Below are 25667 nucleotides of genomic sequence, written 5' to 3' on the forward strand. Positions count from 1 at the left end.
GAGCAAATAACGTTTGTGTAATCGGGCCTCGCTCCTATATGGAACGGGGCCTCGCTTGGGTTGGAGAGTAATTATGAGCTATCCCCAGCTTGCCGTCATGAATATCAGCCATCGTTATTTTGACCTTGAGGAATTCTTTTCTTCGGCAGCGGCCTCGGGCTACACGTGTTGCGAGCTTTGGACCGGGGCGATGCATCTGTATGTCGATTGCCATGGATACGATTCGCTCGAGCAGGTGCAGGAGCTGTCACAGCGGTATGGGATTCGGATTGTGGGGCTTTGTCCCGAACAGAACAACCCCAAGCCGTGGAATATCGCGGCGCGCGGGAATGAGGCACGTGCCCGCACGCTCGCGTACTTTAAGAACGTTGTGGATATCGCGGCGGAACTTGGAGCCGAGCAGGTCATGGTCTCGAGCGGCTGGGCATTTTTGAACGAGCCGATCGAGGACGCGTGGGGTCGAAGTGCCTCGATGCTGCGTGCGATTGCCGAGCATGCGGGAGAGCGCGGCGTGCGACTGGTGCTCGAGGCCCTACAGCCGGTTGAGTCGATGATCGTGAACTCGGCGGCCGACACGAAGCGCATGATCGAGGCGGTTGATCATCCGGCACTTAAGGCGTGTCTGGATATAGGCGCTATGGCGGTGGCGGGGGATACCATCGACGATTATTTCGATCTGCTTGGCGATGATGTCGCCCACGTGCATTTTGTCGATGTTGCGGCAGATGGCACGACGCATCTTGCCTGGGGTGACGGCGACCGCGATATGCGCGCCGACCTGGATAGGCTGGTGGCGCGCGGCTATCGCGGAGTTGTTTCGGCCGAGACCTATGACTGGCGCTATTTTGCCGACCCCGCAGCTGCCGATGCGCAGGTAATGGCAGAGTATCGTCGTGCGATTGGCGCCTAGGTGGGGTTGGGTTGCGGCAATCTGCCCTATGTTTCCAAATGAATACGGTGTGAGCGGCTACGACGGATTTTCCCCGCAAACACTCTAGTATGCTAAAGTACCCAGAAGACCGGCGGAGCTATGCCGGTCTTCTGCTCTATATGAAACACAGCATGAGGAGGCTCACCAGATGACGGCCACACCGTGGGGATTCCGGGACATATTGCCCGAGGAGGCTCAGGCGCGCGAGGAGATCGCATGTACGGTGAAGGGCTGCTTTAGGGAGCATCATTACCTGCCGGTCGAGACGCCACTGCTCGAGGACAAGGGCTCACTCGAGGAGGGCGGCCGCATTGCGGACACGCCGTTTAAGCTCTTTGACGATGATGGTCGCCTGCTGGTGGTCCGTCCCGACAACACGCTGCCGATCGTGCGCCTGGTTTCGACCCGCATGCGTGCGGCCGATTTGCCCCTGCGCCTTCGCTACGAGGCGCCGGTGGTTCGCGAGTGCCAGCGCAATGCCGGTGGCTCGCGTCAGTTTACGCAGCTGGGCTTTGAGCTTATCGGTGCGGGCGATACCGCGGGCGATGTAGAGATTGTTTCGCTGGTGGCCGAGGCCGTGCGTAAGCTGGCGCTTCCCGATGCTCGTATTATCGCAGGTAGCGTGCGTCCTTTTAAGGAGCTGCTCGCGGCGTGCGAGGATCGCGAGCTGGCAGCCGAGGCCCTGCGCTGCGTGCATGCCAACGACTTTGTGGGCCTCGATGCCCGCGTGGCTGCCAGCACCGAGTCTGATGCCGTCAAGGCCGCCATTAGCGAACTGCCGCGCCTGCACGGTGGTGCCGAGGTGCTCGACCGCGTGGACGCGCTGCTGGAGGCCGCCGGTATCGCCGCGCCGCCGACGCGCGAGCTGCGTGCCCTGGTCGAGGGTTTGGCTCCCGAGGACGCCCAGGTGCTGTCGTTCGATTTCTCCATCATGAACTCTTTCGATTACTACACGGGCCTGGTCTTTAAGGCCTATGCCGGCGGCTTGCCCGATCCGGTCGGTTCGGGCGGACGCTACGACTCCATCTTTACCGGTGCATTTGGCGACGGCATCGAGGTGCCGGCGGCGGGCTTCGCCTTTTCGCTCGAGCGCCTGGAGGCCGCGCGTACCTCGGCAGAGGACACCGCTTCCGACGGCGATCACGCCGCGGGCCGTGGCGCCGAGGGTCCGCTGCGCATTGCCGTGCCCAAGGGCTCGCTTAAGGCAGACACGCTCGACGTGCTCGAGGCCGCGGGCCTGGACGTCTCTGAGTTGCGTGACCCCGGCCGTCACCTGATTGTGCGCGGTCGCGACACGCGTGCCGGTGAGGGCACGGTTGGCGATATCGAGTTTGTTATCGTGCGACCCAGCGATGCGCCCGCCTTTGTGGGCTGCGGTGGCGCCGATTGCGGCATCTGCGGCTGGGATTCGCTCATCGAGGCCGACCTCAACCTGCTGCAGCTGGTCGATTTGGGCTACGGCCTGTGCACCTTTATCGAGGCAGAGCCCGCGTGGCGCGCCGGCCAGGCCGAGCGCAACTATGCCCGCCGCGGTTCGCTTCGCGTGGCAACCAAGTATCCGCGCATCGCGAGTGCCTGGTATGCCGAGCGCGGTGTGAACGCCGATATCGTCTCGCTGCACGGCAACATCGAGCTGGGCCCCATCGTCGGCATGACCGACCGTATCGTGGATATTACCGCCACGGGTGCCACGCTGCGCGACAACGATTTGGTCATCACCGGCCGCATTATGGACTGCACGGCGCGCTTTTTTGTCAACCCGGGTGCCGCTCGCTTGGATCCGCGCGTACGCAATCTGGCAGATCGCTTGGCGGCGGCCGTTAAGGACAAGCATTTTGAGCCCGTTGCGGGCTCGGCACAATAGCGCGAGCACGCACGGGCGCCCCAACGTCTGGGCTGCGGGCCGATGGGCGCCGCCGCCCGGCCTCTCGTTTTTCGAACACAACCTCGACCGATAGGGGATACCGATATGAAGACTATCAAGCTTGCTCCCGGTGAGCGTCTCGTTACCAACCAGCTCAACCGTAAGGGCGTGCTGCCGCAAAACATCGTCGACGCCGCCCGCGATATCGTGGCCAACGTGCGCGCCAACGGCGATGCCGCGGTGCGCGACTACTGTCAGCGTTTTGATGGTGTTGAGCTGCAGAGCTTCCGTCTGCCGCAAGAGCAGATCGATGCCGCGCTCGAGGGCCTCGATCCGGCCTTTGTCGCGGCGCTCGAGAAGGCTGCGCGCCAGATTCGCGAGTTCCACCAGCGCGAGGTCGAGCAGAGCTGGTTTACCACGCGTGCAGATGGCACCATGCTCGGCGTTAAGGTGACCCCGCTTGCGGCAGCCGGCATCTACGTGCCGGGCGGTCGCGCGCAGTATCCCTCCACGGTGCTCATGAATGCCATTCCCGCCAAGGTGGCCGGCGTTGAGCGCGTGGTCATGGTGACCCCGCCGCAAAAGGACGGCCTGATCAGTCCCTACACGCTCGCGGCGGCAAAGCTTGGCGGCGTGGACGAGATCTATATGGTGGGCGGCGCCCAGGCCGTGGCCGCGCTGGCATACGGTACCGAGACCATTCCGCGCGTCGACAAAATCACCGGTCCGGGCAACGCCTTTGTTGCCGCGGCCAAGCAGATTGTCTCGGGCGACGTGGGTATCGATATGGTCGCCGGTCCCTCCGAGGTCTGCGTGCTGGCCGATGCCACGGCCAAACCCATGGTGGTCGCGGCCGACCTGATGGCCCAGGCCGAGCACGATCCGCTAGCAGCCTGCTATCTGGTGACCTGCGACGAGCAGTTTGCGCGCGAGGTCGAGGCGGGTATCGACATTCTGGTGGCACAGTCCCCGCGCGCCGAGATCACGCGCGCCTCGCTCGACAACGAGGGCACCATCGTGGTGGCCGCCGATATGGCTGCTGCCGTCGAGGCGGTGAACACCGTGGCGCCCGAGCACCTGGAGCTGCACTGCAAGGATGCGATGGGCCTGCTCGGCGGCATTCGCAACGCCGGCGCCATCTTTGTGGGCGCTTGGAGCTCCGAGCCGCTTGGCGATTATGTTGCCGGCCCCAACCACACGCTGCCGACCGGCGGCACGGCCATGTTCTCCAACCCGCTTTCGGTCGAAGAATTCGTCAAGCGCTCGAGCGTCATTTGCTATACGCCCGAGGGCCTGCTCTCGGACGCTCCCGCGACGCAGCGCCTGGCCGAGGCCGAGGGCCTGTGGGCACACGCGCTTTCCGCCGCACTGCGTCGCCGTGTGCTGGAGCAGGGCGAGGGTGCCGTGAGTGCTGAGTCTCTGGCCGCGGCCGACCTGACCAAGGTCGCCTGGCCGGGCGACGCCGTGGCGACGGTCGCCGAGGGTGTGGACCTAGCGGCAGCAAGCGCGGATGGCGCTGGCGCGACCGGCGAGGAGGCCTAATATGGCCGAGCTGACGTCTCGCATGAAGGAGCTCGTCCAGCCCTACTTGGCTGGCATTGAGCCCTACAATCCCAACTTTACGCCCACGCGCATCAACCTTTCGGCCAACGAGAACACCTATCCTGTGCCGGCTGGCGTGCGCGAGGCGGTCGACGCCGCCCTGGCTGCCACGCCGCTCAACCGCTACCCCGATCCCATGTCGAACGACCTGCGCGACGAGCTTGCCGCTTGGCATGGCGTGGCGCGCGAGAATATCTGCGTGGGCAACGGCGGCGACGAGCTGCTCTATAACTACCTGCTGGCGTTTGGCGGCGCGGGGCGGACCCTGCTCAACTGCCCGCCGTGTTTTAGCGAGTATGCGTTCTTTGCGTCGCTCTGCCAGACCGAGGTGCGCGACGTGTGGCGAGACCCCGCGACCTTTGAGCTCGACCAGGCTGCCGTGCTCGCGGCGGCGCCCGAGTGCAACCTGGCAATCGTGACCTCGCCCAATAACCCCACGGGCGACGTGGCACCGCTCGACTTTGTCGCGGCCCTGTGCGATGCGTGCCCCGGCGTGGTGATGGTCGACGAGGCCTACGTGGAGTTTGCCGATGATTCGTTTGGCGCGGCCACCACAGCGCAGGGACTTATCGCCGAGCATCCCAACCTGGTGATCCTGCATACGCTGTCCAAGGCGTTTGGCGCCGCCGGCACGCGTCTGGGCTATGTGATTGCGGCGCCCGAGGTCATCGACGTGTTTGCGGCGATTCGCCAGATCTATTCGGTCAACGTGCTGAGCCAGGCGGCGGCGCTTGCCTGCGTGCGCGCCCGCGATGCGTATGCGCCCGTGGTGGCACAGGTCGCATCCGAGCGCGAGCGCGAACTGTGTGCCCTGCGCGCAATGGCTGCCGGGGGTCTGCCCGTGGAGGCATGGCCGAGTGCGGCGAACTTTGTGCTCGTGCGCACGCCGCATGCTACGCGCGTGCGTGAGCGCCTGCGCGACGAGTATTCGATTTTGGTGCGCGACTTTAGCTACGCGCCGGGGCTTGCGGACTGTCTGCGCATTACCGTGGGCACCCCGCAGGAAAACGATGAGGTGCTGGCTGCGTTTGCCGCGCTGGTGAAGGAGGAGATGTAGATGAGCCGTTATGCCGAGGTGGTCCGCAAGACGGGGGAGACCGATATTGTTGTCAAACTCGACCTGGACGGATGCGGCGCGTGCGATATCTCGACCGGCGTGCCGTTTTTCGACCACATGCTCAACGCCTTTGGCCGCCATGGCCTGTTTGATTTGACGGTGCATGCAGTAGGCGACGTGGAGGTCGACGCGCACCATACCGTCGAGGACACGGGCATTGTGCTGGGTGAGGCGTTTTGCCAAGCGCTGGGCGACAAGGCGGGTATTACGCGCTTTGCAGACGCGGCGATTGCCATGGACGAGACGCTCGTGATGGCCGCCGTGGACATTTCGGGTCGCGGCCAGGCCTACTGCGAGCTGCCCGTGCCGACCGAACGTGTGGGCAGCTTCGATACCGAGCTGGCCGTCGAGTTCTTCTATGCCTTTGCGCGCGATGCCAAGCTCACGCTGCACGTGCGCGAGCTCGCAGGCGGCAACTCGCATCACATTATCGAGGCCGCCTTTAAGGCCGTGGGCCGCACGATGCGCCACGCCTGCGAGCTCGATCCCCGCGTGCAGGGCATCCCCAGCACCAAGGGCTCGCTGTAACCTGCCAAAAAGGGACAGGTTTATTTTGGCAGGTTTTATCTGCGGAAATGCTGTCTCATACGGTGGGTGAACGTTTAACCGACCAAAATAAACCTGTCCCTTTTTGGCAGGTTTTGAATGGGAAAAAGGAGGGTCGCGTGGGCGAACCGAAGATCGTGGTGGTCGACTACCACAAGGGCAACTTGTCGAGCGTCGTGCGCGGGCTTGTGCGCGCCGGTGCCGCCGCCTGCACGTCGGACGATCCGGAGCAGATCCGCCGCGCCGACGGCCTGGTCATCCCGGGCGTGGGTGCGTTCTATGACGCGATCGCCTTTATGCGCCAGAGCGGCGAGGCGGACGCGGTGCTCGACGCCGTTGCCGCCGGAACTCCGCTGCTCGGCATCTGCCTGGGCCTTCAGCTATTTTTTGAGCGCGGCAACGAGGGCGTGCCTGCGGACGAGGGCGCGGTCGCCGACGGCAGCGCCCCCGAGCAGGCTGGCGGTCCCTGGGTCGATGGCCTGGGCATTATGCGCGGTTCGTGCACGCGCTTGGAGTCGAGCCGCCTGAAGGTGCCGCACGTGGGCTGGGACCAGGTGCACATGACGCCCGCCGGTGCGGCCGATCCGCTGCTTGCCGGTTTTGCCGAGGGTGCCAACATGTACTTCACCCACAGCTACGCGGTGGCTGACGACGCCGATGCCGCCGATGTGCTGGCGTGCACACACTATACGCGGAGCTTCCCGTGCATCGTGCGCCATGGCAACGTGTGGGGCTGCCAGTTCCATCCCGAGAAATCCTCCGCGCTGGGTCAGCGCATCCTTAAGAACTTTGTGAGCATCGTCGAGGAGGTTGGCCGATGATCCTGTTTCCCGCAATCGATCTGATCGGCGGCAAGGTCGTGCGCCTGGAGCGCGGTGACCGCAGCCGCTGCAAGGTATATTCCGACGATCCCGTGGCCGTTGCCCGCTCGTTTGCCGAACAGGGCGCGAGCTGGGTGCACGTCGTCGACCTGTCCGCTGCCTTTGGCGAGGACGAGGGCGCACGCGCTGCCAACTCGGCGGCGATTAAGGCCATCTGCGGCGTCGACGGTCTGTCCGTGGACGTGGGCGGCGGCGTCCGCTCGCTTGCGCGCATCGACGAGTTGGCAGGCTACGGCGCATGCCGTATCGCGCTGGGCACCGTGCTGGTGACCGAGCCGGGTTTTGCCGAAGTGGCAGCCCAAGGCTTTGGCGAGTTGCTGGTGGCAGACATCGCCGCGCGCGACGGTCAGGTCAAGGTGAACGGCTGGCGCGACGGCGCAGGTGTGGCGCTCGACGATGCCGTGGCGCAGCTTTCCGAGCTGGGCTTTAAGCATCTGGTGTATACCGACATCGCGCGCGATGGCATGCAGACGGGTATCGATGTGGCGGCGTATCGCCATGTGGCCGAGGTCGCGGGCTTTCCCGTCGTGGCTTCGGGCGGCATCTCGACGCTCGACGACATCCGCGCACTGGCCGCGGTGGGTGAGGGCGCGATTGAAGGCGCCATTACCGGCCGTGCGCTCTACGAGGGCAACTTTACGCTGGCCCAGGCGTTGGCCGCCGCCCGAGGGGAGGAGTAGCCCATGCTTACCAAGCGCGTAATTCCCTGTCTGGACGTCAAGGACGGCCGCGTGGTCAAGGGAGTTAACTTTGTGAGCTTGCGCGATGCGGGCGATCCGGTGGAACTGGCCCGTGCCTACGACCGCGAGGGTGCAGACGAGGTCGTCTTCCTGGACATTACCGCGACGAGCGACAACCGCGCGACGACCATCGAGATGGCAGCGCACGCGGCCGAGGAGCTCGCCATTCCCTATACCGTGGGCGGCGGCTTTCGCGACCTGGCGGGCATGCGCACCATGGTTGCCGCCGGTGCCGACAAGGTGTCGCTCAACTCGGCGGCCGTGCGCGATCCGTCGCTGATTAGCCAGGCTGCCGCGGCGTTTGGCAGCCAGGCCGTGGTCGTGGCGATTGATGCCAAGCGTGTGGGCCTGCCCGGCGCATCCGGTGCCGACAAGTGGGAAGTCTTCACGGCGGGCGGTCGCAACGCCACGGGCATCGACGCGGTGGCGTGGGCCGAGGAGGCGGCTCGTCGCGGCGCCGGCGAGATCTTGCTCACCAGCATGGACCGCGACGGCACCAAGGCCGGCTTTGATTTGGCGCTCACCCGCGCCGTGGCCCGCGCGGTGCCAATCCCCGTCATCGCGAGCGGCGGCGTGGGCACGCTCGAGCATTTTGCCGTGGGCGTGATCGAGGGCGAGGCCGACGCCGTGCTGGCGGCGAGCGTCTTTCACTTTGGAACCTTCAGCATTCGCCAGGTGAAGGAGTATATGGCCTCTCAAGGCATCCCTGTCAGGTTGGACTTCTAGCGCTGCGGCTTGCCCAGGCACCCGACCTTCCGGCTCCAACCCTCCTCGCGTACTTAAGTACGCGTCGTCGGGCTTGTCGCTCGGAATCTCGGGCACCTGGACAACCCTCGCCGACCTGCGAAGTTTGAATTTGGGGAGAGAAATGGAAGAGATAACCGATCCTTCAAAGCTTGCGTACGACGCCCGCGGGCTGATTCCTTGTGTGGTTCAGCAGTATGACACCGGCGAGGTGCTCATGGTTGCCTGGATGAACGAGGAGTCGGTGGGGCTGACGCTCGAGACCGGCACCACGTGGTTTTGGAGCCGCAGTCGCCAGGAGCTCTGGAACAAGGGCGCGACGAGCGGCAACATGCAGGAGGTTCGCGAACTCTGGGCCGACTGCGATAGCGATACGCTGCTGGTCAAGGTCGACTCGCCGGGTCCGGCCTGCCATACCGGCAACCGTACCTGCTTCTTTAAGAAACTCGCGTAGGGCGGGCGCTCGACCAGGCGCTTGGCCGACCAGAAAGGATTGAACCATGGGTGTGCGTACCGCAAACGTTCAGGATGGAAATATCGGCGAGACGCTAACGGGGCTGGCCGAGGTGATTCACGGTCGTCGCGATGCGTCGCCGCAGGAAAGCTATACCGCTCGACTGCTGACCGATGTGGAGGATGAGCTGCTCAAGAAGCTTGCCGAGGAGGCGAGCGAGGTGATCATGGCCTGCAAGGATAACGACCATGATCACATTCGCTACGAGGCTGGTGACCTGGTCTACCACCTGCTCGTGACGCTTGAGCGCTACGGCATTACCCTCGACGAGCTGGCCGGCGAACTCAACGCCCGCCGCCACTAGTCGTTAAAGAACGTCCCCGATGACCATAGAAGTTGCGGTGGAATAGTTCTTGTTTGACGGTCTTAGGGCTATAAATAGGAGCTATTTCACCGCAACTTATGAAGGGATGGCTAGGCGAGGGGTGTGGACTCCCATTCGCCGGTGGGGTGGGGCATGTCGAAGGTTCGGTAGCCGCAGTCGTAGGCATGGGCTTGGGCCTCGCGGATATTCCAGCAAATATCACAGGCGCGGTGCGCATCCGAGCCAAAGGTAATGGGCGCCTCAGCATGGGCAAAGCAGCGCAAAAGGCCGGTCGCGGGATAGTAGTCGTCGAGCCCCTTGCGCGGTGCGGCGGTCGAGACCTCAACGCGGCGGCCCGTATCGTGCGCACACTCGGCCATCTGCTGCCAAAACGGTGCGGGGTCAAAATCGGGCGCAAAGCCTTCCTTCGAAAAGCGCATGACCAGGTCGGGGTGAGCCATCACATCAAAGTTGAGCGAGCTTTCGCAGGCGCGGCACCATTCATCGACGTAGCGCTCCCACACGCCGCGCACACCTAAGTTTTCCCAAACGTGCAGGTTGGTGTCGTCGTCGATCCAGCCGCAGCGTGAGTCGGGCGTATCGGGGCGCGCGACGCCCTCTGTCCCCGTCGTGCCCGCAGCGCCTGCCATGATATTGCCCGGGTTACCAATCCAATGCACGCTGCCCAGGCGTACGACGGCGCCCCGGGACCAGCGCTCAACCAAAGGCTCGCAGCCTTCGTACCAATCGCACTCAAAGCCATAGACAAGCTCGAGCTCCGGCGCAATCTGCGCGGCAAGCTTGCGGGCATCCTCAAAAGCCAGACGATGCGCCGGCAGGTCGCCCTCGACAACCTGCACCTCGCAGGTGGCATCCATGCTGGCAGGCAGGGTAAGGTGATCGGTCGAGACCATGGTGCGGCAACCGGCCGCAGCAGCGGCGCGGACGTTGTCTTCAAACGAGGCGTGTCCGTCCGAAAACGAGGTGTGAGTATGGCAATCGACCAGCGGGCAAGCAGGCATGGCGGCTCCTTTACGTCAAGCGAATCTGCTCCATTGTAACGGCGCGGCCCCCAGTGCGATGTACGCGCCGGGGGCCGAAATCGACTGGAAAGGACGGGCGGCGCATAAGGGCGGGCTCGCGACATCGGCCTTGCTTCGAATCATGTACCTCAGCCTCCAAAACCGACAAAAAATGACATGTTTGGAGGCTGATGTACATGTTTGGCCGAGGCGGTGGAGTGTCGGTTCTTGCAGACAAGGAAAATCGCGCTCATCGCGCGCCGCCACACTTGCGCCGCTCGCGATGTGCTAGCGTTTGGGTGAATAAAACGAGCCCGTGCGGAAAGGAGCCGGACCGTATGCAACGTGGAACTACATCTCCGCTGTCCCGCGAGACCGATGCGCCCGAAACCATCGTCAAGCTGGAGTGCGACATCGACGACGCGTCGCCCGAGGTGCTCGCCTACGCCGCCGACCGCCTGCGCGAGGCCGGCGCGCGCGAGGTGCACTGGCTGCCCCTCTATTGCAAGAAAGGCCGTCCTGGCTGGCAGTTGCAGGTAATCTGCACCCACGAGGATATCGAGCGCCTGCAGACGATCATCTTTTTGGAAACCACGACCAATGGCATTCGCCGCCAGGTTATGGAGCGCGTTTGCCTGCCGCGCTACTTTGAGCGCGTAACGACGCCGTGGGGCGAGGTGTCCGTCAAGGTGGCCACCTTGCCCGACGGCAGTGAGCGTGCGGCGCCCGAGTACGAAGACTGCGCCCGCCTTGCCCGTGAGCACAATGTGCCGCTCCAACGCGTGATGCAGGCGGCCCAGAGCGCGGCACTGTGATTTGAATAACGCGGCTGGTGGCGACATTCCGCGCCCGGCCACGTCAACCCCACCCCGAAAGGACCTCCATGAAATACCTCATCGCTTCTGACATCCACGGCTCGGCATATTGGACCGAGCGCCTCTGCGCCGCCATCGAAGCCGAGCAGCCCGACCGCATCGTCCTGCTGGGCGACCTGCTTTATCATGGTCCGCGCAACGACCTGCCGCGCGACTACGCTCCCAAGCGCGTGATTCCGCTGCTCAACGCCCTGGCCGACCGCATTATCGCGGTGCGCGGCAACTGCGACGCCGAGGTCGACCAGATGGTTCTCGACTTTCCCGTCATGGCCGACTACTCCGCACTGTTCGACGAGGTCGGCCGCGAGCTGTTCCTGACGCACGGCCACGTCTTTGGCGCCGGCATGCACAACAGCGTCGACCACGCGCCCGCGCTGCCCGAGGGCTCCGCGCTCGTCTACGGCCACACGCACGTCAAGGTCAACGAGGAAAGCACCGCGCACCCGGGTCTGTGGCTCTTCAATCCCGGCAGCGTGAGCATCCCCAAGGACGGCACGCACAGCTATGGTATCTACGAGGGCGGCGCGTTCCGCCATGTGATCATGGAGGAGGACTAACCATGGCCGAGCACATGGCTCAGCAAAATGCCGAAGGTTCGCGCGACCTGTCCACGCTGGTCGATGCATCGGCCGAGTTACAACATCTGGTACAGACTATCTGGCGCCTGCGTCAGCCCGACGGCTGCCCGTGGGACCGCGAGCAGACGCACCAGAGCATTGGCAAGAACATGATCGAGGAGGCCTACGAGGCGCTCGACTGCATCGAGGCGGATGACGCGGCCCATCTTCGCGAGGAGCTGGGCGATGTGCTCATGCAGGTCGTGCTGCATGCGCAGATCGCGGCGGACGCCGGCGAGTTTACGCTGGCCGACGTGGCGCGCGATATCGACGCCAAGCTCATTCGCCGCCATCCGCACGTATTTGGCGATGTGGATGCCGGCAGCTCCGACGAGGTGCTCAAGATTTGGGACGAGGTCAAACTTGCCGAGAAGGCCGCCAAGGACCAGGCCGTGGCGGCGGGCGATGCTGCGCCCGAGGGCCTGCTCGACGGCGTGCCCACGCATCTGCCGGCGCTGATGCAGGCTCAGAAGGTGTCGCGCAAGGCGGCTGCCGTGGGCTTTGAGTGGGATACGGTCCAGGACGTGTGGGACGAGGTCGCCGAGGAACGTGCCGAGTTTGAGGCCGAGGAACCCGGCTCGCCCGAGCGCGAGATGGAGTTTGGCGACCTGCTCTTTGCCCTGGTCAACGTTGCGCGCAAAGAGGGTATCGACGCCGAGAGCGCCCTGCGCGCGAGCACGGCCAAGTTCCGCCGCCGTTGGGCCGCGATGGAGCAGATGGCGGCCGATGCCCATGTTGATCTTGCCGAGCTTTCGACCCACGGGCTCAACGACCTGTGGGATGCCGCAAAGGCAGAGGAGTAGGACACGGTGTTGGTCGGCGGGGCGTAAGGGCGGCGCCCCGTCGACTTGCCCGTTGGCGACCACGCGCGCTCGAGTAATGGATTTGTCCTACGGCTCGTCCGGCTGGTCCGCCCGCGTGCTATAACTAAAGGACTTAGCGCAAACAAACCTCAACCGCACAAGGCGCACATGGATCAGATTTACGACAACAGGCACTATTCCGCCGGTTCGCGCGAACCGTCACCTCGCCGTGCGCATTCGGTGCAGCTTGGCGGGTCTGGTTATGCTGGCGCTGATCGCTCCAGGTATAGCTCGCCGGCGACTTCGCATCCCAATGCTCAGCCAAATAGTTCCTCGGACAGTCCGGTGCGCCCATCGCGTTCCAAGCATGCGTCGTGCCCTTCGACCCAGGCGTCCGACAAGCCGCGCCGTCCCTCAAGCCGTCTTTCGGGTTCGGACTTTATGCGCTACGCCAACGATAACGCGGTGGTCAAGGCAATCTATGATTTTACCCACGGTCCCCAGCGAGGGCTGTTTGTTGGCATTGTCGTCGCCCTGGCGCTCGTGAGCCTGTACTTCCCGGTGCGCGACCTGTATGTGGCAAAACGCTCGAGCGACATCTTGGCCAAGCAGGTCGAGATTCGCGAGCAATATAATGACGACCTGCAAAAAAGCGTCGACAAACTGCTCTCGGAGGAGGGCATTAAGGACGCGGCGACCGAGGACCTGGGTCTGGTGATGCCCGGCGAGAAGAGGATTGAAGTGCAGGGCCTGGACGACGATTCCGATGCCTCGTCGAGCCAGAAGTCGTCGAACGCCAAGAAGGCCAGCGAAGTTGCCAAGGAAATCGAAGAGGTCGGCAAGGACGCGCCGTGGTACATCCAGACGCTCGACATGCTGTTTGGATTTAACGGCGTCGAGGGCCAGGCAGTCGTGTCCAATGGCGAGTAGCGCCCGGAGGGGGGCCGCAATGACGAATTGCAAACGATATAAGGTGGCGGCGATTGACCTGGGAACGGTGTCGTCGCGACTGGTGCTGGCCCAGGTCGAGGACGGGGCGATCGTGGAATCGTCCAAGCATACCGAGATTACCGACTTGGGCGAGGGCGTGGACGCAACGGGGCGCTTTTGCGAGGCGGCCGTTGGGCGCGTGCTCGCTGCGTGCCGAATGTTTGTGGACGAGGCCCGTGCCTTTGGGGCCGCGTGCATCTGTACCACGTGCACGAGCGCCGCGCGCGATGCGTCCAATGCCGCGCTGCTGCTGGACGGCCTGCGCGAGCTGGGGCTCGAGCCGCAGGTGATTCCGGGCGAGGTCGAGGCGCGCCTGACGTTTTTTGGCGTGGCGCACGACTTTGCCGGCGAGCGCATCATTGTTGCCGATTCGGGTGGCGGATCCACGGAGCTCGCGACGGGCGTCTATGCGCCGGAGCGTGGGGTCTTTGCGCTGGAGGGAACGCGCTCGCTGGACATCGGTTGTCGCCGCGTGACGGAGCGGTTTTTCTCGGCGCTGCCGCCAACGGGCAGCGAGCTTGCCGCCGCTGGCGCGTGGGCAAACGAGCAGTTTGCAGGCTACTTTAAGAGCTTGCCTGTCGACTTTGAGCGAGCCGAGCGCCTGGTCGCGGTGGGTGGCACCGTCACCACGCTCGTTGCGCTCGTTCACGAGCTGGAGCCGTATGATTCGAGTTTTGTGCACCTGCGCGAGCTTTCGCTGGACCAGGTTTCGGCCGCTATCGAGCGCATGTCCTCGCTGGATGTCGCGGGCATCGCCGCGTTGCCAGGCGTGCAACCCAAGCGCGCGGGCGTGATCCTGGCTGGTGCTGTGGTGATTCGCGAGCTCATGCGAGCCGGCGGCTACGACGCGCTCACTGTAAGCGAGAACAGTCTGCTCGCCGGAATGGCTGCCACCATCAACGAGGTTCTCGACGGCGCGACCCCCACCATCGCCTGGACCCCCAGCCTCAGCGTCCTTTAACCATCCCCTCATAAGTTGCGGTGAAATAGTTCCTAAATAGGCTGATAAACTGCCAAAACAGGAACTATTCCACCGCAACTTCTTAGAGGCTTGACGGTGTCCAAAAGAAGCGAGCCCGCATTCCAAAGGGACACGGGCTCGTAAACAATACGTGGTAGGGGCGGTGGGACTCGAACCCACAATCCTTGCGGCGAGAGATTTTAAGTCTCCTGCGTATGCCAATTCCGCCACGCCCCCGTAAGACTAGAAGTCTAGCACAAGCCGTCCGTTACGCGTTGACGGCCATCGAGTGTTGGCCCGACTTCTCGAGGAACTCTTGGAACTTTGCCTCGTCGCCCTTGTTTTGGTACTGCAGGGCCAGCAGGTACTCCAGTCGGCAGCGCTTGACCGGGTCGTTGCCGACATCCTCGAGCATGCGCTCCAGCTCGGGAATGTCGTTGTGGCGCTTGAGGATCATCGTGTCGTACATCAGCTGGCATTCGTGCGCGACTGCCTCGGCTTGGCCACCCTCAAAGCCCTTGATCTCGTGCAGCAGCTCCTTGGACTTTTTGCGGTCCTCCTGGCCAACGTAGTAGTTAAAGGCCTTGATCACCAGATCGACGCGCTGCATCTTGGGCAGGTTGAGCCCCAGCAGCAGGTCAAACATCTCGTCGGCGCGCTCGTGGTCCTCGCGCAGCAGATAGGAGTTCAGGCGCAGGTAGTCGCGGTTGTAGCGCGGGTACAGCATGCTGGTGAGTTTGCCGTCGAGCAAACGATCGAACTCGTCCCACTGTTTGGCGGCCATGAGCCGCTGCAGGCGTTTAAACGTGGTGCGTTTTTTGATGCTAAAGAGCAGCGACACGGCGATACAGATGACAACGACGACGGTCCAGAGTGTGCGGGAATCGGGCATATTGAGCTCCTCGGTCGCTCGTAAAACAAGCGGTATGACAAAACGTACTAGATGTATTATACGCAGCGTGCAAGCAAACTGGCACAAAAGTGCATCGAGGCCGAGCGCCATCGCTCGCTGCGGTACACTTACCTAAAGTAAACCATGAAGGGAGACATTACCTATGAAGAAGATCGTTTTGGCTTGCGGTGCTGGCGCTGCTACTTCCACGCTCGTTGCCCAGAAGGTCGCCACCATGCTCGACGCCAACGGTTACGCCGGCAAGTATGAGATCGTGCAGTGCGCCATTTCCGAGGCCAAGGACGCTTGCGACGAGGGCGCCGACCTGCTGATCGCCACCACCGTTGCCCCCGAGGGCCTCACCTGCCCGTACGTGAGCGGCGTGCCCTTTATGACCGGCATGAACCGCGTCGCTGCCGAGAAGGCCGTTCTCGACGTCATGGCTCAGTAGGCGCTGCCTGTATGAACGAGCAGAACGCCAACCCGGTCGAGCTCTTTGGCATGCGCGTTGCCCATGTGGGCATTAACGCCACCGACCCGGCAGACGCCCTGGAGATCGCGGAGCTGTTCTCGACGATGATGGGCCTGCCCGTCAGCGAGACCCCGATTTCGTACTTTAACGACTCGCTGGTCGAGATCATGAAGCAGAACGGTCGTGGCGCCAAGGGCCACATAGGCTTTGCCGTCAACGACATCGATGCTGCCGAGAAGTGGTTTGCCGAGCACGGGCTCGAGGTCAACGAGGAGTCGCGCGTGCTGCTGCCCGACGGCGGCACCAAGCTTGTGTACTTTAAGCGCGAGTTCGCCGGCTTCGCCGTGCACCTGTGTCGCGAGTAGCGTACAAGCTGCTATAACGAAAAAAAGGGATAGGGCCGCATGGCCCTATCCCTTTTTTTGCCGAGGGGGCGACCTTTTGAGGGGACATGAAATCGGGGTCTAATACTTTTCCCGAGAAGTGAACGAGCAGAATTGGACCCCCGAAGCATCGACACTTTGAGGGTACCGTTTCCTGCGGTTTTGATGCTGGAATCCTGCGATTATCCCGTCGAAAAATGTGGATGCTTCAGGGGTCCAAATACGCTCGTTCACTTTTCCGGAAAAGTATTAGACCTCGATTCACGAGGGGGCTTCCTACCGTGGCAGGCGAATCGTAAAGCGGCTACCGACGCCCTCGACCGAGGTCACGCCAATGGCGCCGCCATGGCTATCGACAATCCACTTAGCAATGGCAAGCCCCAGGCCCGAGCCCTGCGCGCCGGCATCGCGTGCGTTGTCGGCGCGGTAGAACCGTTCAAACGCGTGAGCTGCGGACTCCTGGTTCATGCCGATACCCTCGTCCTCAACACTTATGTCGATCGCGCCCGTGCCCGTATCGGGAGTTATGGCAAACGTGACGGTCGTTCCCGCGTTCGAATACTTGGCGGCGTTCTGCACGATCACGCGCAGAGTCTGCTTCACAAGCGCCACGTCGACAGGTGCGTCGCAGCGCGGATCGTTGGCAAATGCAGCGTCAAAAGCCAGCCGATACGTGTGCGCGGCGTCGATCATCTGCGATTCCTCGCACACCTCGCCGACCAGTGCGGCCAGGTTGGTATGCGCACGCCGCAGGACCGTGCGCCCGGCATCGCCGCGTGCCAAAAACAGCAGCTGCTCCACGAGCTCCTGCATATGCTCGCTTTCGGCCTTGAGGGACGCGATGGATTCCGCCAGCACGTCCGGGTCGTCTTTCCCCCAGCGGTCGAGCATGTTTACGTAGCCCTGAATCACCGCGATGGGCGTGCGCAGCTCGTGGCTTGCATCGTTGACAAAGCGCATCTGCTGCAGCTTGGCCTCTTGCATCTGGCGCAGCAGCCGGTTGAGCGCGACCTCGATGCTTGCCAGGTCGGCGTCGCCGGTGGTGACGCTTGGCGAGTCGACACTCGCGCGCTCGATGGCCTGCTCCAGTGTTTCCATCTTGCCGCCGGAGAGTTGCATGCGGCCGAGTTCGTCCACGCGCAGGGCCAAGTCGTTGAGCGGTGCCATGGTGCGACGCACGTGCCTCGCGCCGCCGAGCATGTTGAGCACGCTGATGACCTGCCAACCCACAACGACAAGGTAGAGAGGCCATAGCGCGACGAGGTCCTGCGCGAGAGGGAAGGTCTTGGTGGTACGCGCAAGCTCGACAGTATAGGCGAGCGTTGTCAGGTCCCAGTCGCGCGCGGGCTTCAGCGACATGCCGTGAACGGCGGCGCTGGGGATCCATCCTGCGGTAAACGCGCCTTCGGGCAGCGTCTGGTTGTATCCATAGACGAGGATCGCCGCCGCAATCACCATCAGCAGCAGATCGAGCCAGACGTAGCTCATCAGGCGGCGCCATATATAGCTCCGGTTGATGGCGCGGGCGATGGAGGTGACACGCTTGGCCTCGGCGTTACGCACGGCAGACATAGCCCACCCCGCGCACGGTCTGGATGATGCGGGCGCCGCCGGCGTCCTCGATCTTGGCACGCAGGTGCGCGATGTGCACGTCGACGTTGTTGGTGTCGCCCACGTATTCGTAGCCCAGCGCCTCGTGCGCGATGCGCTCGCGTGTGAGCACGGTTTCGGCATGTGCCATAAGCAGGGCGAGAACGTCGAACTCGCGGGCCGTGAGCGCGATGGGCGAGCCGCCGACCGTGACTTCGCGGCGGTTGGGGTCGAGCACGACCGAGCCCACGGTGAGCGCGGCGGGAGAGGGCGCGACGGAAGCCTTGGTCGACTCGCTGACCGGGGGTACCGCAGCGGCGTCGCCGCCCACGCCGCCCGTCATGCCCGCCCCAGCGCCGGCGCCGCCAACGCCCGAAGCCGCCCGCACGGCCTCCGCGCGCTTCAGCGCCACGCGAATCCGTGCGAACAGCTCCTCAATCGCAAACGGCTTGGTCAGGTAATCGTCGGCGCCGGCATCGAGGCCGGCTACCTTGTCCATCACGGCATCGCGCGCGGTGACCATAATCACCGGCACATCCTTGTGCTTGCGGACACGCCGCAGGACCTCCATGCCGTTGAGCTGCGGCAACAGCACATCGAGCAGAATCAGATCGTAGTCGCGCTCCAGCGCCAGGTCCACGGCGGTGCGGCCGTCGGCGGCGTGCTCCACCTGGTAGCCCTCGTGCTCCAGCTCGAGCGTCACAAAGCGGGCGATTTTCTCCTCGTCCTCTACGATCAGGATCTGTGTCATGCGTGTTCCCGTCTGCGATTACTTGTCGTCGTTCAGGTTTTGCTTGATGTCGTCCGCGGCGTCGGCGGCGTGATTCATAAGGTTGTTGATGCTGCCGGGCACGTCGCCGTCGCTATCGATGCGGTAGCGCATGCCAAAGAACAGGCCAATCAGCATGAGCCATATCGTGGCGCCCCAGGCAAACAGGGCGACGATGGGGATCAGGATGGGGATGTTGAGGATGATGGCGTCGCGGCGCGTGGCGATAAACTTGGTGTCCAGGCTCAGGCGGAAGAGCTTTTTGAGGTACTCCCACACGCTGTCCATCTTCTTGGAAAAGTCAGTCTTTTCGCTCGACTTCTCGTAGGCTGCCTGCGCGGCGACCATCTCGGCCGAGGGTTCATCGACCGGCTCGGATTCGGTGGCGGCGTGCGCCGATGTGGTCTGGGTCTTGCCTTGCGACTCGAGCCAAATGATGGCGTCCAAAACGTTGCCGTCGGCGGCGTCGAGCGCGGCCTTGGCATCGGTGTAGCTCACGTTGCACTTGGTGCGGATGGTTTCAACTTTTTCGAGGTCGTCCATGACCTGTCCTTTCGTTCGATGGGCGCGACGCCGGGCGATCTGCCCGGGCGCGAGCGTTGCGTTCAGCGGTCTGCGTTGCGCGGCGCCGCCCCGCCCTTGGTCGAACTTTATAGTGCAGGTTATAGATTAAGCGATTCTTGAGCCAAGATTAATGTTGGATGAGTTTTTGGGTGGTGTGAGGGAGGAGCGGAATGTGTCTATTGGGTTGCGCGAGGGAGAAACGACTCGCCTTTTGGACTGCTGCCGACGAGGTCTAATACTTTTCCGAGAAGTGAACGAGCTAAATCGGACCCCCCGAAGCATCGACACTTTAGAGGTGCCGTTTCCTGGGGTTTCGGTGCTGGAATCCTGCGATTTTGCCGACGAAAAATGTGGATGCTTCAGGGGTCCTAAAACAGACGTTCACTTCGCGGAAAAGTATTAGACCTCGATAGCGGGGGATGGAGTGCCGGTGCAAAACGGCGTTAAGGGTTGGTCGAGCAGGTGGTTTTCAGGCGACTGGGACATGGCGGGCGGTTGATCACCTATACTGGTTGGGCTCAACTGGAGAGGTGATAACTAGTTATGAAATCAATCAATGTTGCAGCAGCGGTTATTCAGAAGGACGGAAAAATTCTGAGCTGCCAGCGCGGCTATGGCGAGTTTAAAGACGGCTGGGAATTTCCGGGCGGCAAGCTCGAGCCGGGCGAGACCGGCGAGCAGGCAATTGTGCGCGAGATTCAAGAAGAGCTCGAGGTCACGATCGGTAACCTCGACTATCTTTGCACGGTCGAACACGATTACGAGACGTTCCACCTGTCGATGCAGTGCTACCTAGCTGCCATTCTTTCGGGGGAGTTCAAAGAGCATGCTCACGAGGATATGAAATGGCTTGATACCAATAACCTGTGGGATGTCGATTGGCTTCCGGCAGACGTTAAAGTCGTTAAGGAGCTCGAAAAGAAACTCGGGCTTATGTAAGAAAGGGGCGGGCGCCACATGGCGGCCCGCTCTTTTTTACTCGGCCTCGCTCAAATCGCTGAGCATAAACTCGTAGATGTCCTGTCGTACAGGCACATTGAGCTCATATTCGATTTCAACGGCGTTGTCGCCGCTCTTAGTTTTAATAGCTTCGAACTCACCGGTCGGATGCATTTCGCCTAAGAAATAGAACTCCTTGCCACCCTTATCGTCCTTATTCTTTCGCATAAACAAATACGTCTTCAGGCCGTTTTCCGGCCATACCTGCAGTCGCAGAATTTCGGGAGAGTTGAGCGTACGGTTGCCCTTGGAGATTGCGATAAGCTTGCTCGGCGAAACAAAGCGATCTTCATACTGAATTGACTCACTAATGTCGGGCGCCTTGTCATAGTTAATAAACACAGGGAATGTATTGGTCTTTTCGTCGTAAAAATAGCCGCCAAGATTTTGGCCGTTGATGTTCTTTTCCCAGTTCATCAAGCGGCAAACCTCTTCGTACGTGTACTTGGCGTTGAGAACGAAATTTGTGTTTTCGTACGTCTCGGCATAGTCGAGTCGGTTGCGCGCGATACCAAAATCCAGCACCTCAAGAATCTGACGTTTGAACTCTGCGTTGCGCAGGGCGGTCACAAACACTTCGGTCAGACGAGGTCCGGTTCCATCGTCAATGAGCAGGGAAACGAAATCCTTAGGAGTGGCAAAGTCGCCCTTAAGGACTGCGATTGCCGACCTAACGGCGCTGTCCTTAAGCTGTGCGCGGTAGTTCCTAAGCGCAGCCTCGCGCATATGCCGGTAGCCCTCGTGTCCGGCTTCGACGAGCGTTTGAAGCAAATAGAGGTCTTCGAATCGCTTGCCCGCGGCAAGTTTTTGAGAAATAAATTTGAGAATCTTGGTTTGATCAGAGGAAAATTGAACCGTGTAGTCCGGCTCGTATTTGGAAAGAAATACGTGGTAGGAGCCCAGGCCGCTATTCTTGAAGATAAGCAGCGGATCGATGGAGCCGTTACGATCAAATTCGAGCAGCGAGGGAATCTTGCCGAGTTTTTGGCGCAAGTCGAGATATTCGTTTTTCAAAAACCTGACGGAGGTGAAATCGCCTCCGTCGATGGCCTTGTAAATGCGTGCCTCGGAAATACGATCGAAGCTCACGGTCGAGCATCCGGGGATCGCCGAATCGCCCTCTTGAACAAGACGGCGCAGGCGGTCTTTGTTATATGTCTTGTCACCCGAAAGCGCGATGGGCACCAGGAAGTTGCTCTGGTAGTTGCCAATAAAGTCGAGCACCAGTGCGTATTCCTTACCATCATTCAAGCGCAAACCTCGTCCGAGCTGCTGAATAAAGATGATTGCGGAGTCGGTGCGTCGAAGCATAATGATTTGATTGAGCGAGGGGATGTCGACGCCTTCGTTCATGATATCGACCGAGAAAATGTACTCGAGCTCGCCGGCTTCAAGTCGGCTGATCGCGGCATCGCGGACCTCATCGGGATCTTGACCGCTAATCGCAACCGTTCGATATCCGAGAGCGTTGAATTTGCGTGACAGTTCCTTGGCCTCGGCGTTTCGATTGCAAAAAATTAAGCCCCTGCGATTGCTTTTGGTGACGCTATATTCTTCGATCTTCTCGGTGATATGACGCACGCGCTCGTCGGACGTCAAGCGCCCGAACAGGGCGATATCTTCGACCGTTTCGTCGTCAATCTCCAGATCGTGAATGCCAAAATAATGGAAGGGGGCAAGCATCTCCTCGGCCAAAGCGTCCTGCAGCGTGATCTGGAACGCGATGACGTGATTGAAAAGAGCGAAGACGTCATAGCCGTCGGTGCGATTGGGTGTAGAGGTCATGCCCAGATAAAACCGAGGCGCAAAGTGCGACATGATGGATTGGTAACCCTGGGATCCCGTGCGGTGGGCCTCGTCGATGACGATGTAGTCGAACTCATCGGGACGGAAATCGCTCAGATGTTTGGCGACCGAAGAACACATGGCAAACACGCAGGTAGCATTGCTTATATTCTTGCCAGTTTGATAGGTGTCGAACGTATAGGTACTACCTAAGAGGCGTTCGTAGCTTGCGCGGGAGGCGTCGATAATGCGCCGGCGGTGCGCAAGAAAGAGGACGCGCCGGGGTTTAGTTGCGAGCACGTCGAACGCCGAAAGGAAGGTCTTGCCGGTGCCGGTTGCCGAGACCAGCAGGGCGCGGGTCTCGCCCTTGCGGTGGATTACGCCGAGCGCCTCAAGGGCGCGCTGCTGCATTTTATTGGGCTTGATTTCTTCGAGGTCATTCTGCGCCGGCGTTTCCGCAGATCTGAATGTCGGTTTCGATTTGGGCTTTGGCGGACGTGCCGATCGATATGCGGCATAGTTCTCAATCCAGTCTTGGGAAAGCAAAACGGTTGAGGTGTCGTTCCACAACGAATTGAACTCGCCCCTCAGTTCGCCGAGCAGGCGACTGTTCTCGACAGTCTGGTACAGCACGTTCCACTCTTTATTGCAGGTGAGGGCAGCCTGCGTCATGTTGGAGCTGCCGATGATAACCATGCTGGTCTCGCCCTTATCAAAAATGTATCCCTTGGCATGCAAATTACCCTGGAATACGCGAACTTCCATGTTGTCGTATTCCAGGAGTTTGCGAAATACATCGGGTGAGTTGAAGTTGAGATAGGTGGACGTGAGCAGCCTGCCCTTAATGCCACGCTGTTTGAGCTCCTGGAACGCCTCGACCAGGATTTGAAGACCGCCGTCTGCAACAAACGCTACGCAAAAGTCAAAAGAGCTGCAGGTTGAGAGCTGCTCTTTGATAACGGATAGTAGTGTTCCGCCTGTCGCCTTCGAGTTGGCGATGAGCTTGGGTGAATCGTTCTCGCGTGCAAGCGAGTCGAATTCAATATCAATCTGCTGCTGCGTAGTCATCCCGGCCAAACCTTTCGAAAGACTATGTTGGCGCCAGGATAACAGATCGATCGTTCGTGTTTTGGGCATATGACGGTATTGATTGCCGGCTTTGGTCTGAGGGGCGCGGTTTCTCCATTGATGTCCGCACGGCATGTGACACTTACCCTGCCGCCCTGCTCTGCCGCGGCGGCATGTGCCCAAACAACGGCCCTCTAAGGAGTCCGATATTGATGAGTGATAACACCAAGCATCTCGCAAAGAAGTGCGTTAAGGACGTGGGGCCGTGCCTCGCGCTGTGCGTGGTCGGCGCAGCGGTCGCGCTGCTGGCTGTTCTGGGGCCGTTCGACGCGCTCCGAAGTGCCAGCTCTCTGCGCGTTTGCATGGCCCTTGCCGGCGCTATGATGACCGGCGGCGTGCTCGATCTGATTTTTTGGGTGCTTGATCCGTTTGGATGGAAGAGCGAGGGGTAAGCCCTAAGGGATGGAAGGGCTGGAACGGTTGGCTTAGTGATCGTGCAGAATGTGGACTATCTACTTACGGGGAAGTGGTAATCCGATGACGGTCTATGTGACGGGCGATATTCACGGCGGCGTCGACATGCAAAAGCTGCGCGACTGGGATCTTGGGGATAGTCTGACGAGCGACGACCATCTGATTGTCGCGGGCGACTTTGGCTTTCCGTGGGATTTCTCTGCCGAGGAGTGCGCCGACATCGCTTGGCTGGAATCGCGTCCCTATACCGTGCTGTTCGTCGACGGCAATCACGAGCGTTTCGATCACTGGGCGGAGCGTCCCATGGAGCTGTGGCACGGTGGGCTAACGCAACGCCTGTCGGATACCTCTCCCATACGGCGCCTGACGCGCGGCGAGGTTTTTGAGCTCGACGGCTCAACGATCTTTACCATGGGCGGCGCCACGAGCGTGGATAAGGAATACCGCATTCCCTATTCCAGCTGGTGGCCACAGGAGCTGCCGGACGAGCGCAACTTTGAGGAGGCGCGGACAAAGCTCGACAGCGTGGGCTGGAAGGTTGACTACGTGGTCACCCACACCTGCTCTACGCGCATGCTTTCGCCCACGCTCTATCCGGGGCCTGGCTGGAATTACCCCGCCGTTGATCGGCTTACGGCATTTTTCGATGAGCTGGAAGACCGCTTGGATTACAAGCGTTGGTACTACGGGCATTTTCATCGGGATGCCAACCCTGCCGAGCGCCATACCGTGCTCTACGACTGCATCGTTCGCTTGGGCGACGAACTCCAGCCCTGGGACGTTGCGTAGGGGTGAGGTATTTGGCTACTCGGCCGTTACAGTGATGTTCTCGCGGTGCGCGCGGATGACATTCCAGCTAAAGTGCTCGACCAATTGCTCGGCAGAGCGCGACGTGGTGTCCGGCGCGATGCCCGTTTGCCCGGCGAGCCATCCCAGCAGCGCCTCGGGCGTGCCAAAGCGTGCGCGTAGCTCGCCCAGGTCCAGATCGCGGTCGCGCTTGGAAAGGCGGCGGCCGTCTGGCGACACGAGCAGCGGAATGTGCGCGTAGTGCGGCGTGGGAAGTCCCAGCAGATGCTGCAGATAGATTTGGCGGGGCGTAGAGCCCAGCAGATCGCATCCGCGCACGACCTCGGTGACGCCCATGGCAGCGTCGTCGACCACCACGGCTAGCTGGTAGGCAAAAACGCCGTCGCTGCGGCGCACCAAAAAGTCGCCGCACTCGGTGGCGAGTGCCTCGCATTGGGCGCCGTACGTACGGTCCACGAATTCGATCACGTCGCCGGCGAGGTCATCGACGGTAGGCACGCGCAGACGCGTGGCCGGGGCGCGCAGAACGCTGCGGCGGGCGATCTCTTCGACAGAAAGGTTTCGACAGGCGCCGCGGTAGATGGGCGTGCCGTCGCTGGCATGCGGCGCGCTCGCGGCGTGGAGCTCGGCACGCGTACAAAAGCAGGGATAGGTGAGGTCGGCGTCATTCAGCCGGCGCAAGGCGCTCTCGTACAGGTCCAGACGATCGTGCTGGTAGTAGGGGCCTTCGTCCCATTCAAGCCCTAGCCAGGCCAGGTCGTCAATCAATTGAGCGGCAAGTTCCGGGCGCTTGCAGCGATCGTCCAGGTCCTCGATGCGCAACACGATGCTGCCGCCCTGGCTGCGGGCCGAAAGCCACGCACACAGGCAACTGAACACGTTGCCCAGGTGCATGCGGCCCGAGGGCGATGGGGCAAAGCGGCCCACGACGGGCGTGAGGGCGGGGGCGAGCTTGCTGTTGGACGCCGTCGACGTGGCCACGGCGTGTGTTGCTATGTTGCATGCGTTGATATCCATGCGGACGAGTATAGCGCGGGGTGAGGTGGGGGGCGTCGTCGATGCTCGCGAGTTGCCGAGGCTGCGTGTTGTGCGCGGCGGGCACCGACTCAACACCTCGATTACCGCCCCAAGCTCAGCCCCTTTAACCCCTCAAACAACAGAAACCCCGGCAGCTCTTCGCAACTGCCGGGGTTTCCGCGGAAAAGGGGGACATGATCCTCGAGCGAACGGCAAAGGGGCAAACCGGTTTCGCTCAACTGCTTTATGCCCCTCGGCTGGCGGCTCAATCAGCGCGTGCCGCGCCCACACAAAGCTGCTACACCTGTGACGGAGCTGTGAAGTGGTATCTATTGC

Annotated in this window: 27 protein-coding genes and 1 tRNA gene; 20 read left to right on the forward strand and 8 right to left on the reverse strand. The window is 61.7% G+C overall.

Features of this window, described 5'->3' with window-relative positions; translation table 11 throughout:
* Positions 1 to 73: 73 nt before the first annotated feature.
* The 10 genes from ACQRC0_RS05600 (at position 74) to hisE (ending at position 9243) form a co-directional block, all read left to right on the forward strand.
* Positions 74 to 910, forward strand: coding sequence for a sugar phosphate isomerase/epimerase family protein (locus tag ACQRC0_RS05600; RefSeq protein WP_195444739.1), 837 nt, complete (start codon positions 74 to 76; stop codon positions 908 to 910).
* Positions 911 to 1079: 169 nt separating this feature from the next.
* Entirely contained in the window at positions 1080 to 2795 is a 1716-nt protein-coding gene (hisG, locus tag ACQRC0_RS05605) for an ATP phosphoribosyltransferase (RefSeq protein ID WP_427728471.1), read from the forward strand.
* A 105-nt stretch (positions 2796 to 2900) separates the two neighbouring features.
* Positions 2901 to 4337 carry a histidinol dehydrogenase gene (hisD, locus tag ACQRC0_RS05610; RefSeq protein ID WP_152067999.1) on the forward strand — a complete coding sequence of 479 codons (1437 nt, stop codon included), beginning with the start codon at positions 2901 to 2903 and terminating at the stop codon, positions 4335 to 4337.
* A gap of 1 nt (position 4338) precedes the next feature.
* Positions 4339 to 5454 carry a histidinol-phosphate transaminase gene (gene hisC, locus ACQRC0_RS05615; protein WP_427728474.1) on the forward strand — a complete coding sequence of 372 codons (1116 nt, stop codon included), beginning with the start codon at positions 4339 to 4341 and terminating at the stop codon, positions 5452 to 5454.
* Positions 5455 to 6042 (forward strand): imidazoleglycerol-phosphate dehydratase HisB, encoded by a 588-nt coding sequence (gene hisB, locus ACQRC0_RS05620; protein WP_427728476.1) that lies wholly within the window; start codon positions 5455 to 5457, stop codon positions 6040 to 6042.
* Between the two features lie 137 nt (positions 6043 to 6179).
* Positions 6180 to 6881 carry an imidazole glycerol phosphate synthase subunit HisH gene (locus ACQRC0_RS05625; RefSeq protein WP_427728478.1) on the forward strand — a complete coding sequence of 234 codons (702 nt, stop codon included), beginning with the start codon at positions 6180 to 6182 and terminating at the stop codon, positions 6879 to 6881.
* The gene (locus ACQRC0_RS05630; RefSeq protein WP_427728480.1) at positions 6878 to 7621 is read left to right on the forward strand and encodes a HisA/HisF-related TIM barrel protein; all 744 of its coding nucleotides are present in this window, start codon (positions 6878 to 6880) and stop codon (positions 7619 to 7621) included. The genes ACQRC0_RS05625 and ACQRC0_RS05630 overlap by 4 nt, the downstream gene beginning before the upstream one ends.
* A 3-nt stretch (positions 7622 to 7624) precedes the next feature.
* Positions 7625 to 8407, forward strand: coding sequence for an imidazole glycerol phosphate synthase subunit HisF (hisF, locus tag ACQRC0_RS05635; protein ID WP_427728482.1), 783 nt, complete (start codon positions 7625 to 7627; stop codon positions 8405 to 8407).
* Positions 8408 to 8549: 142 nt separating this feature from the next.
* A complete protein-coding gene (hisI, locus tag ACQRC0_RS05640) occupies positions 8550 to 8879 on the forward strand; it encodes a phosphoribosyl-AMP cyclohydrolase (protein ID WP_427728483.1) in 330 nt (109 codons plus the stop codon).
* Positions 8880 to 8925: 46 nt separating this feature from the next.
* Positions 8926 to 9243, forward strand: a complete 318-nt coding sequence (hisE, locus tag ACQRC0_RS05645) for a phosphoribosyl-ATP diphosphatase (RefSeq protein WP_006235893.1) — start codon at positions 8926 to 8928, stop codon at positions 9241 to 9243.
* A 110-nt stretch (positions 9244 to 9353) separates the two neighbouring features.
* On the opposite strand, the gene ACQRC0_RS05650 is transcribed toward hisE, so the two are convergent.
* Positions 9354 to 10265, reverse strand: a complete 912-nt coding sequence (locus ACQRC0_RS05650) for a PHP domain-containing protein (protein WP_427728486.1) — start codon at positions 10263 to 10265, stop codon at positions 9354 to 9356.
* 338 nt (positions 10266 to 10603) lie between these two features.
* Here ACQRC0_RS05650 and larC point away from each other — a divergent pair, with 338 nt between their 5' ends.
* The 5 genes from larC to ACQRC0_RS05675 all read left to right on the forward strand — a co-directional run bounded on the left by larC (position 10604) and on the right by ACQRC0_RS05675 (position 14511).
* Positions 10604 to 11080 carry a nickel insertion protein gene (gene larC / locus ACQRC0_RS05655; protein WP_427728489.1) on the forward strand — a complete coding sequence of 159 codons (477 nt, stop codon included), beginning with the start codon at positions 10604 to 10606 and terminating at the stop codon, positions 11078 to 11080.
* Positions 11081 to 11148: 68 nt separating this feature from the next.
* Complete coding sequence (gene yfcE / locus ACQRC0_RS05660) at positions 11149 to 11697, forward strand: phosphodiesterase (protein WP_427728491.1); 549 nt, start codon at positions 11149 to 11151, stop codon at positions 11695 to 11697.
* A gap of 2 nt (positions 11698 to 11699) precedes the next feature.
* Positions 11700 to 12560: a nucleoside triphosphate pyrophosphohydrolase gene (gene mazG, locus ACQRC0_RS05665; RefSeq protein ID WP_427728493.1), complete on the forward strand. Its 861-nt coding sequence runs from the start codon at positions 11700 to 11702 to the stop codon at positions 12558 to 12560.
* A 168-nt stretch (positions 12561 to 12728) separates the two neighbouring features.
* Complete coding sequence (locus tag ACQRC0_RS05670; RefSeq protein WP_427728495.1) at positions 12729 to 13490, forward strand: hypothetical protein; 762 nt, start codon at positions 12729 to 12731, stop codon at positions 13488 to 13490.
* Positions 13491 to 13509: 19 nt separating this feature from the next.
* Positions 13510 to 14511, forward strand: a complete 1002-nt coding sequence (locus ACQRC0_RS05675; RefSeq protein WP_427728497.1) for a hypothetical protein — start codon at positions 13510 to 13512, stop codon at positions 14509 to 14511.
* Positions 14512 to 14663: 152 nt separating this feature from the next.
* Here the strand turns inward: ACQRC0_RS05675 and ACQRC0_RS05680 are convergent.
* Both ACQRC0_RS05680 and ACQRC0_RS05685 read right to left on the reverse strand, forming a co-directional pair.
* A tRNA-Leu gene (locus tag ACQRC0_RS05680) sits at positions 14664 to 14748 on the reverse strand.
* Between the two features lie 31 nt (positions 14749 to 14779).
* Positions 14780 to 15403, reverse strand: a complete 624-nt coding sequence (locus ACQRC0_RS05685) for a hypothetical protein (protein ID WP_427718884.1) — start codon at positions 15401 to 15403, stop codon at positions 14780 to 14782.
* A gap of 163 nt (positions 15404 to 15566) precedes the next feature.
* On the opposite strand from ACQRC0_RS05685, the gene ACQRC0_RS05690 reads away from it, so the two are divergent.
* On the forward strand, positions 15567 to 15854 hold the full coding sequence (locus ACQRC0_RS05690) for a PTS sugar transporter subunit IIB (RefSeq protein WP_055252380.1): 288 nt from the start codon (positions 15567 to 15569) through the stop codon (positions 15852 to 15854).
* Between the two features lie 11 nt (positions 15855 to 15865).
* On the forward strand, positions 15866 to 16240 hold the full coding sequence (locus ACQRC0_RS05695; RefSeq protein ID WP_427718886.1) for a VOC family protein: 375 nt from the start codon (positions 15866 to 15868) through the stop codon (positions 16238 to 16240).
* A gap of 294 nt (positions 16241 to 16534) precedes the next feature.
* Here ACQRC0_RS05695 and ACQRC0_RS05700 read toward each other — a convergent pair whose 3' ends face one another.
* Genes ACQRC0_RS05700 through ACQRC0_RS05710 form a run of 3 tightly spaced genes read right to left on the reverse strand, consistent with a single transcriptional unit; the run spans position 16535 to position 19160 of the window.
* Positions 16535 to 17830, reverse strand: coding sequence for a sensor histidine kinase (locus ACQRC0_RS05700; RefSeq protein WP_427728500.1), 1296 nt, complete (start codon positions 17828 to 17830; stop codon positions 16535 to 16537).
* Entirely contained in the window at positions 17814 to 18599 is a 786-nt protein-coding gene (locus tag ACQRC0_RS05705; RefSeq protein WP_427728501.1) for a response regulator transcription factor, read from the reverse strand. The genes ACQRC0_RS05700 and ACQRC0_RS05705 overlap by 17 nt, the downstream gene beginning before the upstream one ends.
* Before the next feature lie 18 nt (positions 18600 to 18617).
* Positions 18618 to 19160, reverse strand: a complete 543-nt coding sequence (locus tag ACQRC0_RS05710) for a hypothetical protein (protein WP_055252376.1) — start codon at positions 19158 to 19160, stop codon at positions 18618 to 18620.
* Positions 19161 to 19724: 564 nt separating this feature from the next.
* Between ACQRC0_RS05710 and ACQRC0_RS05715 the strand changes: the two genes are divergently transcribed.
* Positions 19725 to 20120: a (deoxy)nucleoside triphosphate pyrophosphohydrolase gene (locus ACQRC0_RS05715; RefSeq protein WP_427728504.1), complete on the forward strand. Its 396-nt coding sequence runs from the start codon at positions 19725 to 19727 to the stop codon at positions 20118 to 20120.
* A gap of 36 nt (positions 20121 to 20156) precedes the next feature.
* Here the strand turns inward: ACQRC0_RS05715 and ACQRC0_RS05720 are convergent, their stop codons facing one another.
* Positions 20157 to 23033 carry a DUF3427 domain-containing protein gene (locus tag ACQRC0_RS05720; RefSeq protein WP_427728506.1) on the reverse strand — a complete coding sequence of 959 codons (2877 nt, stop codon included), beginning with the start codon at positions 23031 to 23033 and terminating at the stop codon, positions 20157 to 20159.
* Between the two features lie 212 nt (positions 23034 to 23245).
* Between ACQRC0_RS05720 and ACQRC0_RS05725 the strand changes: the two genes are divergently transcribed.
* A complete protein-coding gene (locus tag ACQRC0_RS05725) occupies positions 23246 to 23485 on the forward strand; it encodes a hypothetical protein (RefSeq protein WP_427728509.1) in 240 nt (79 codons plus the stop codon).
* An 85-nt stretch (positions 23486 to 23570) separates the two neighbouring features.
* Positions 23571 to 24296: a metallophosphoesterase gene (locus ACQRC0_RS05730; RefSeq protein ID WP_427728511.1), complete on the forward strand. Its 726-nt coding sequence runs from the start codon at positions 23571 to 23573 to the stop codon at positions 24294 to 24296.
* 15 nt (positions 24297 to 24311) lie between these two features.
* On the opposite strand, the gene gluQRS is transcribed toward ACQRC0_RS05730, so the two are convergent.
* Positions 24312 to 25208: a tRNA glutamyl-Q(34) synthetase GluQRS gene (gene gluQRS / locus ACQRC0_RS05735; protein ID WP_427728551.1), complete on the reverse strand. Its 897-nt coding sequence runs from the start codon at positions 25206 to 25208 to the stop codon at positions 24312 to 24314.
* Positions 25209 to 25667: the final 459 nt, after the last annotated feature.

This window comes from Collinsella sp. SGI.033, assembly GCF_050315135.1.
In the GTDB taxonomy this organism is placed as follows: Bacteria; Actinomycetota; Coriobacteriia; order Coriobacteriales; family Coriobacteriaceae; genus Collinsella.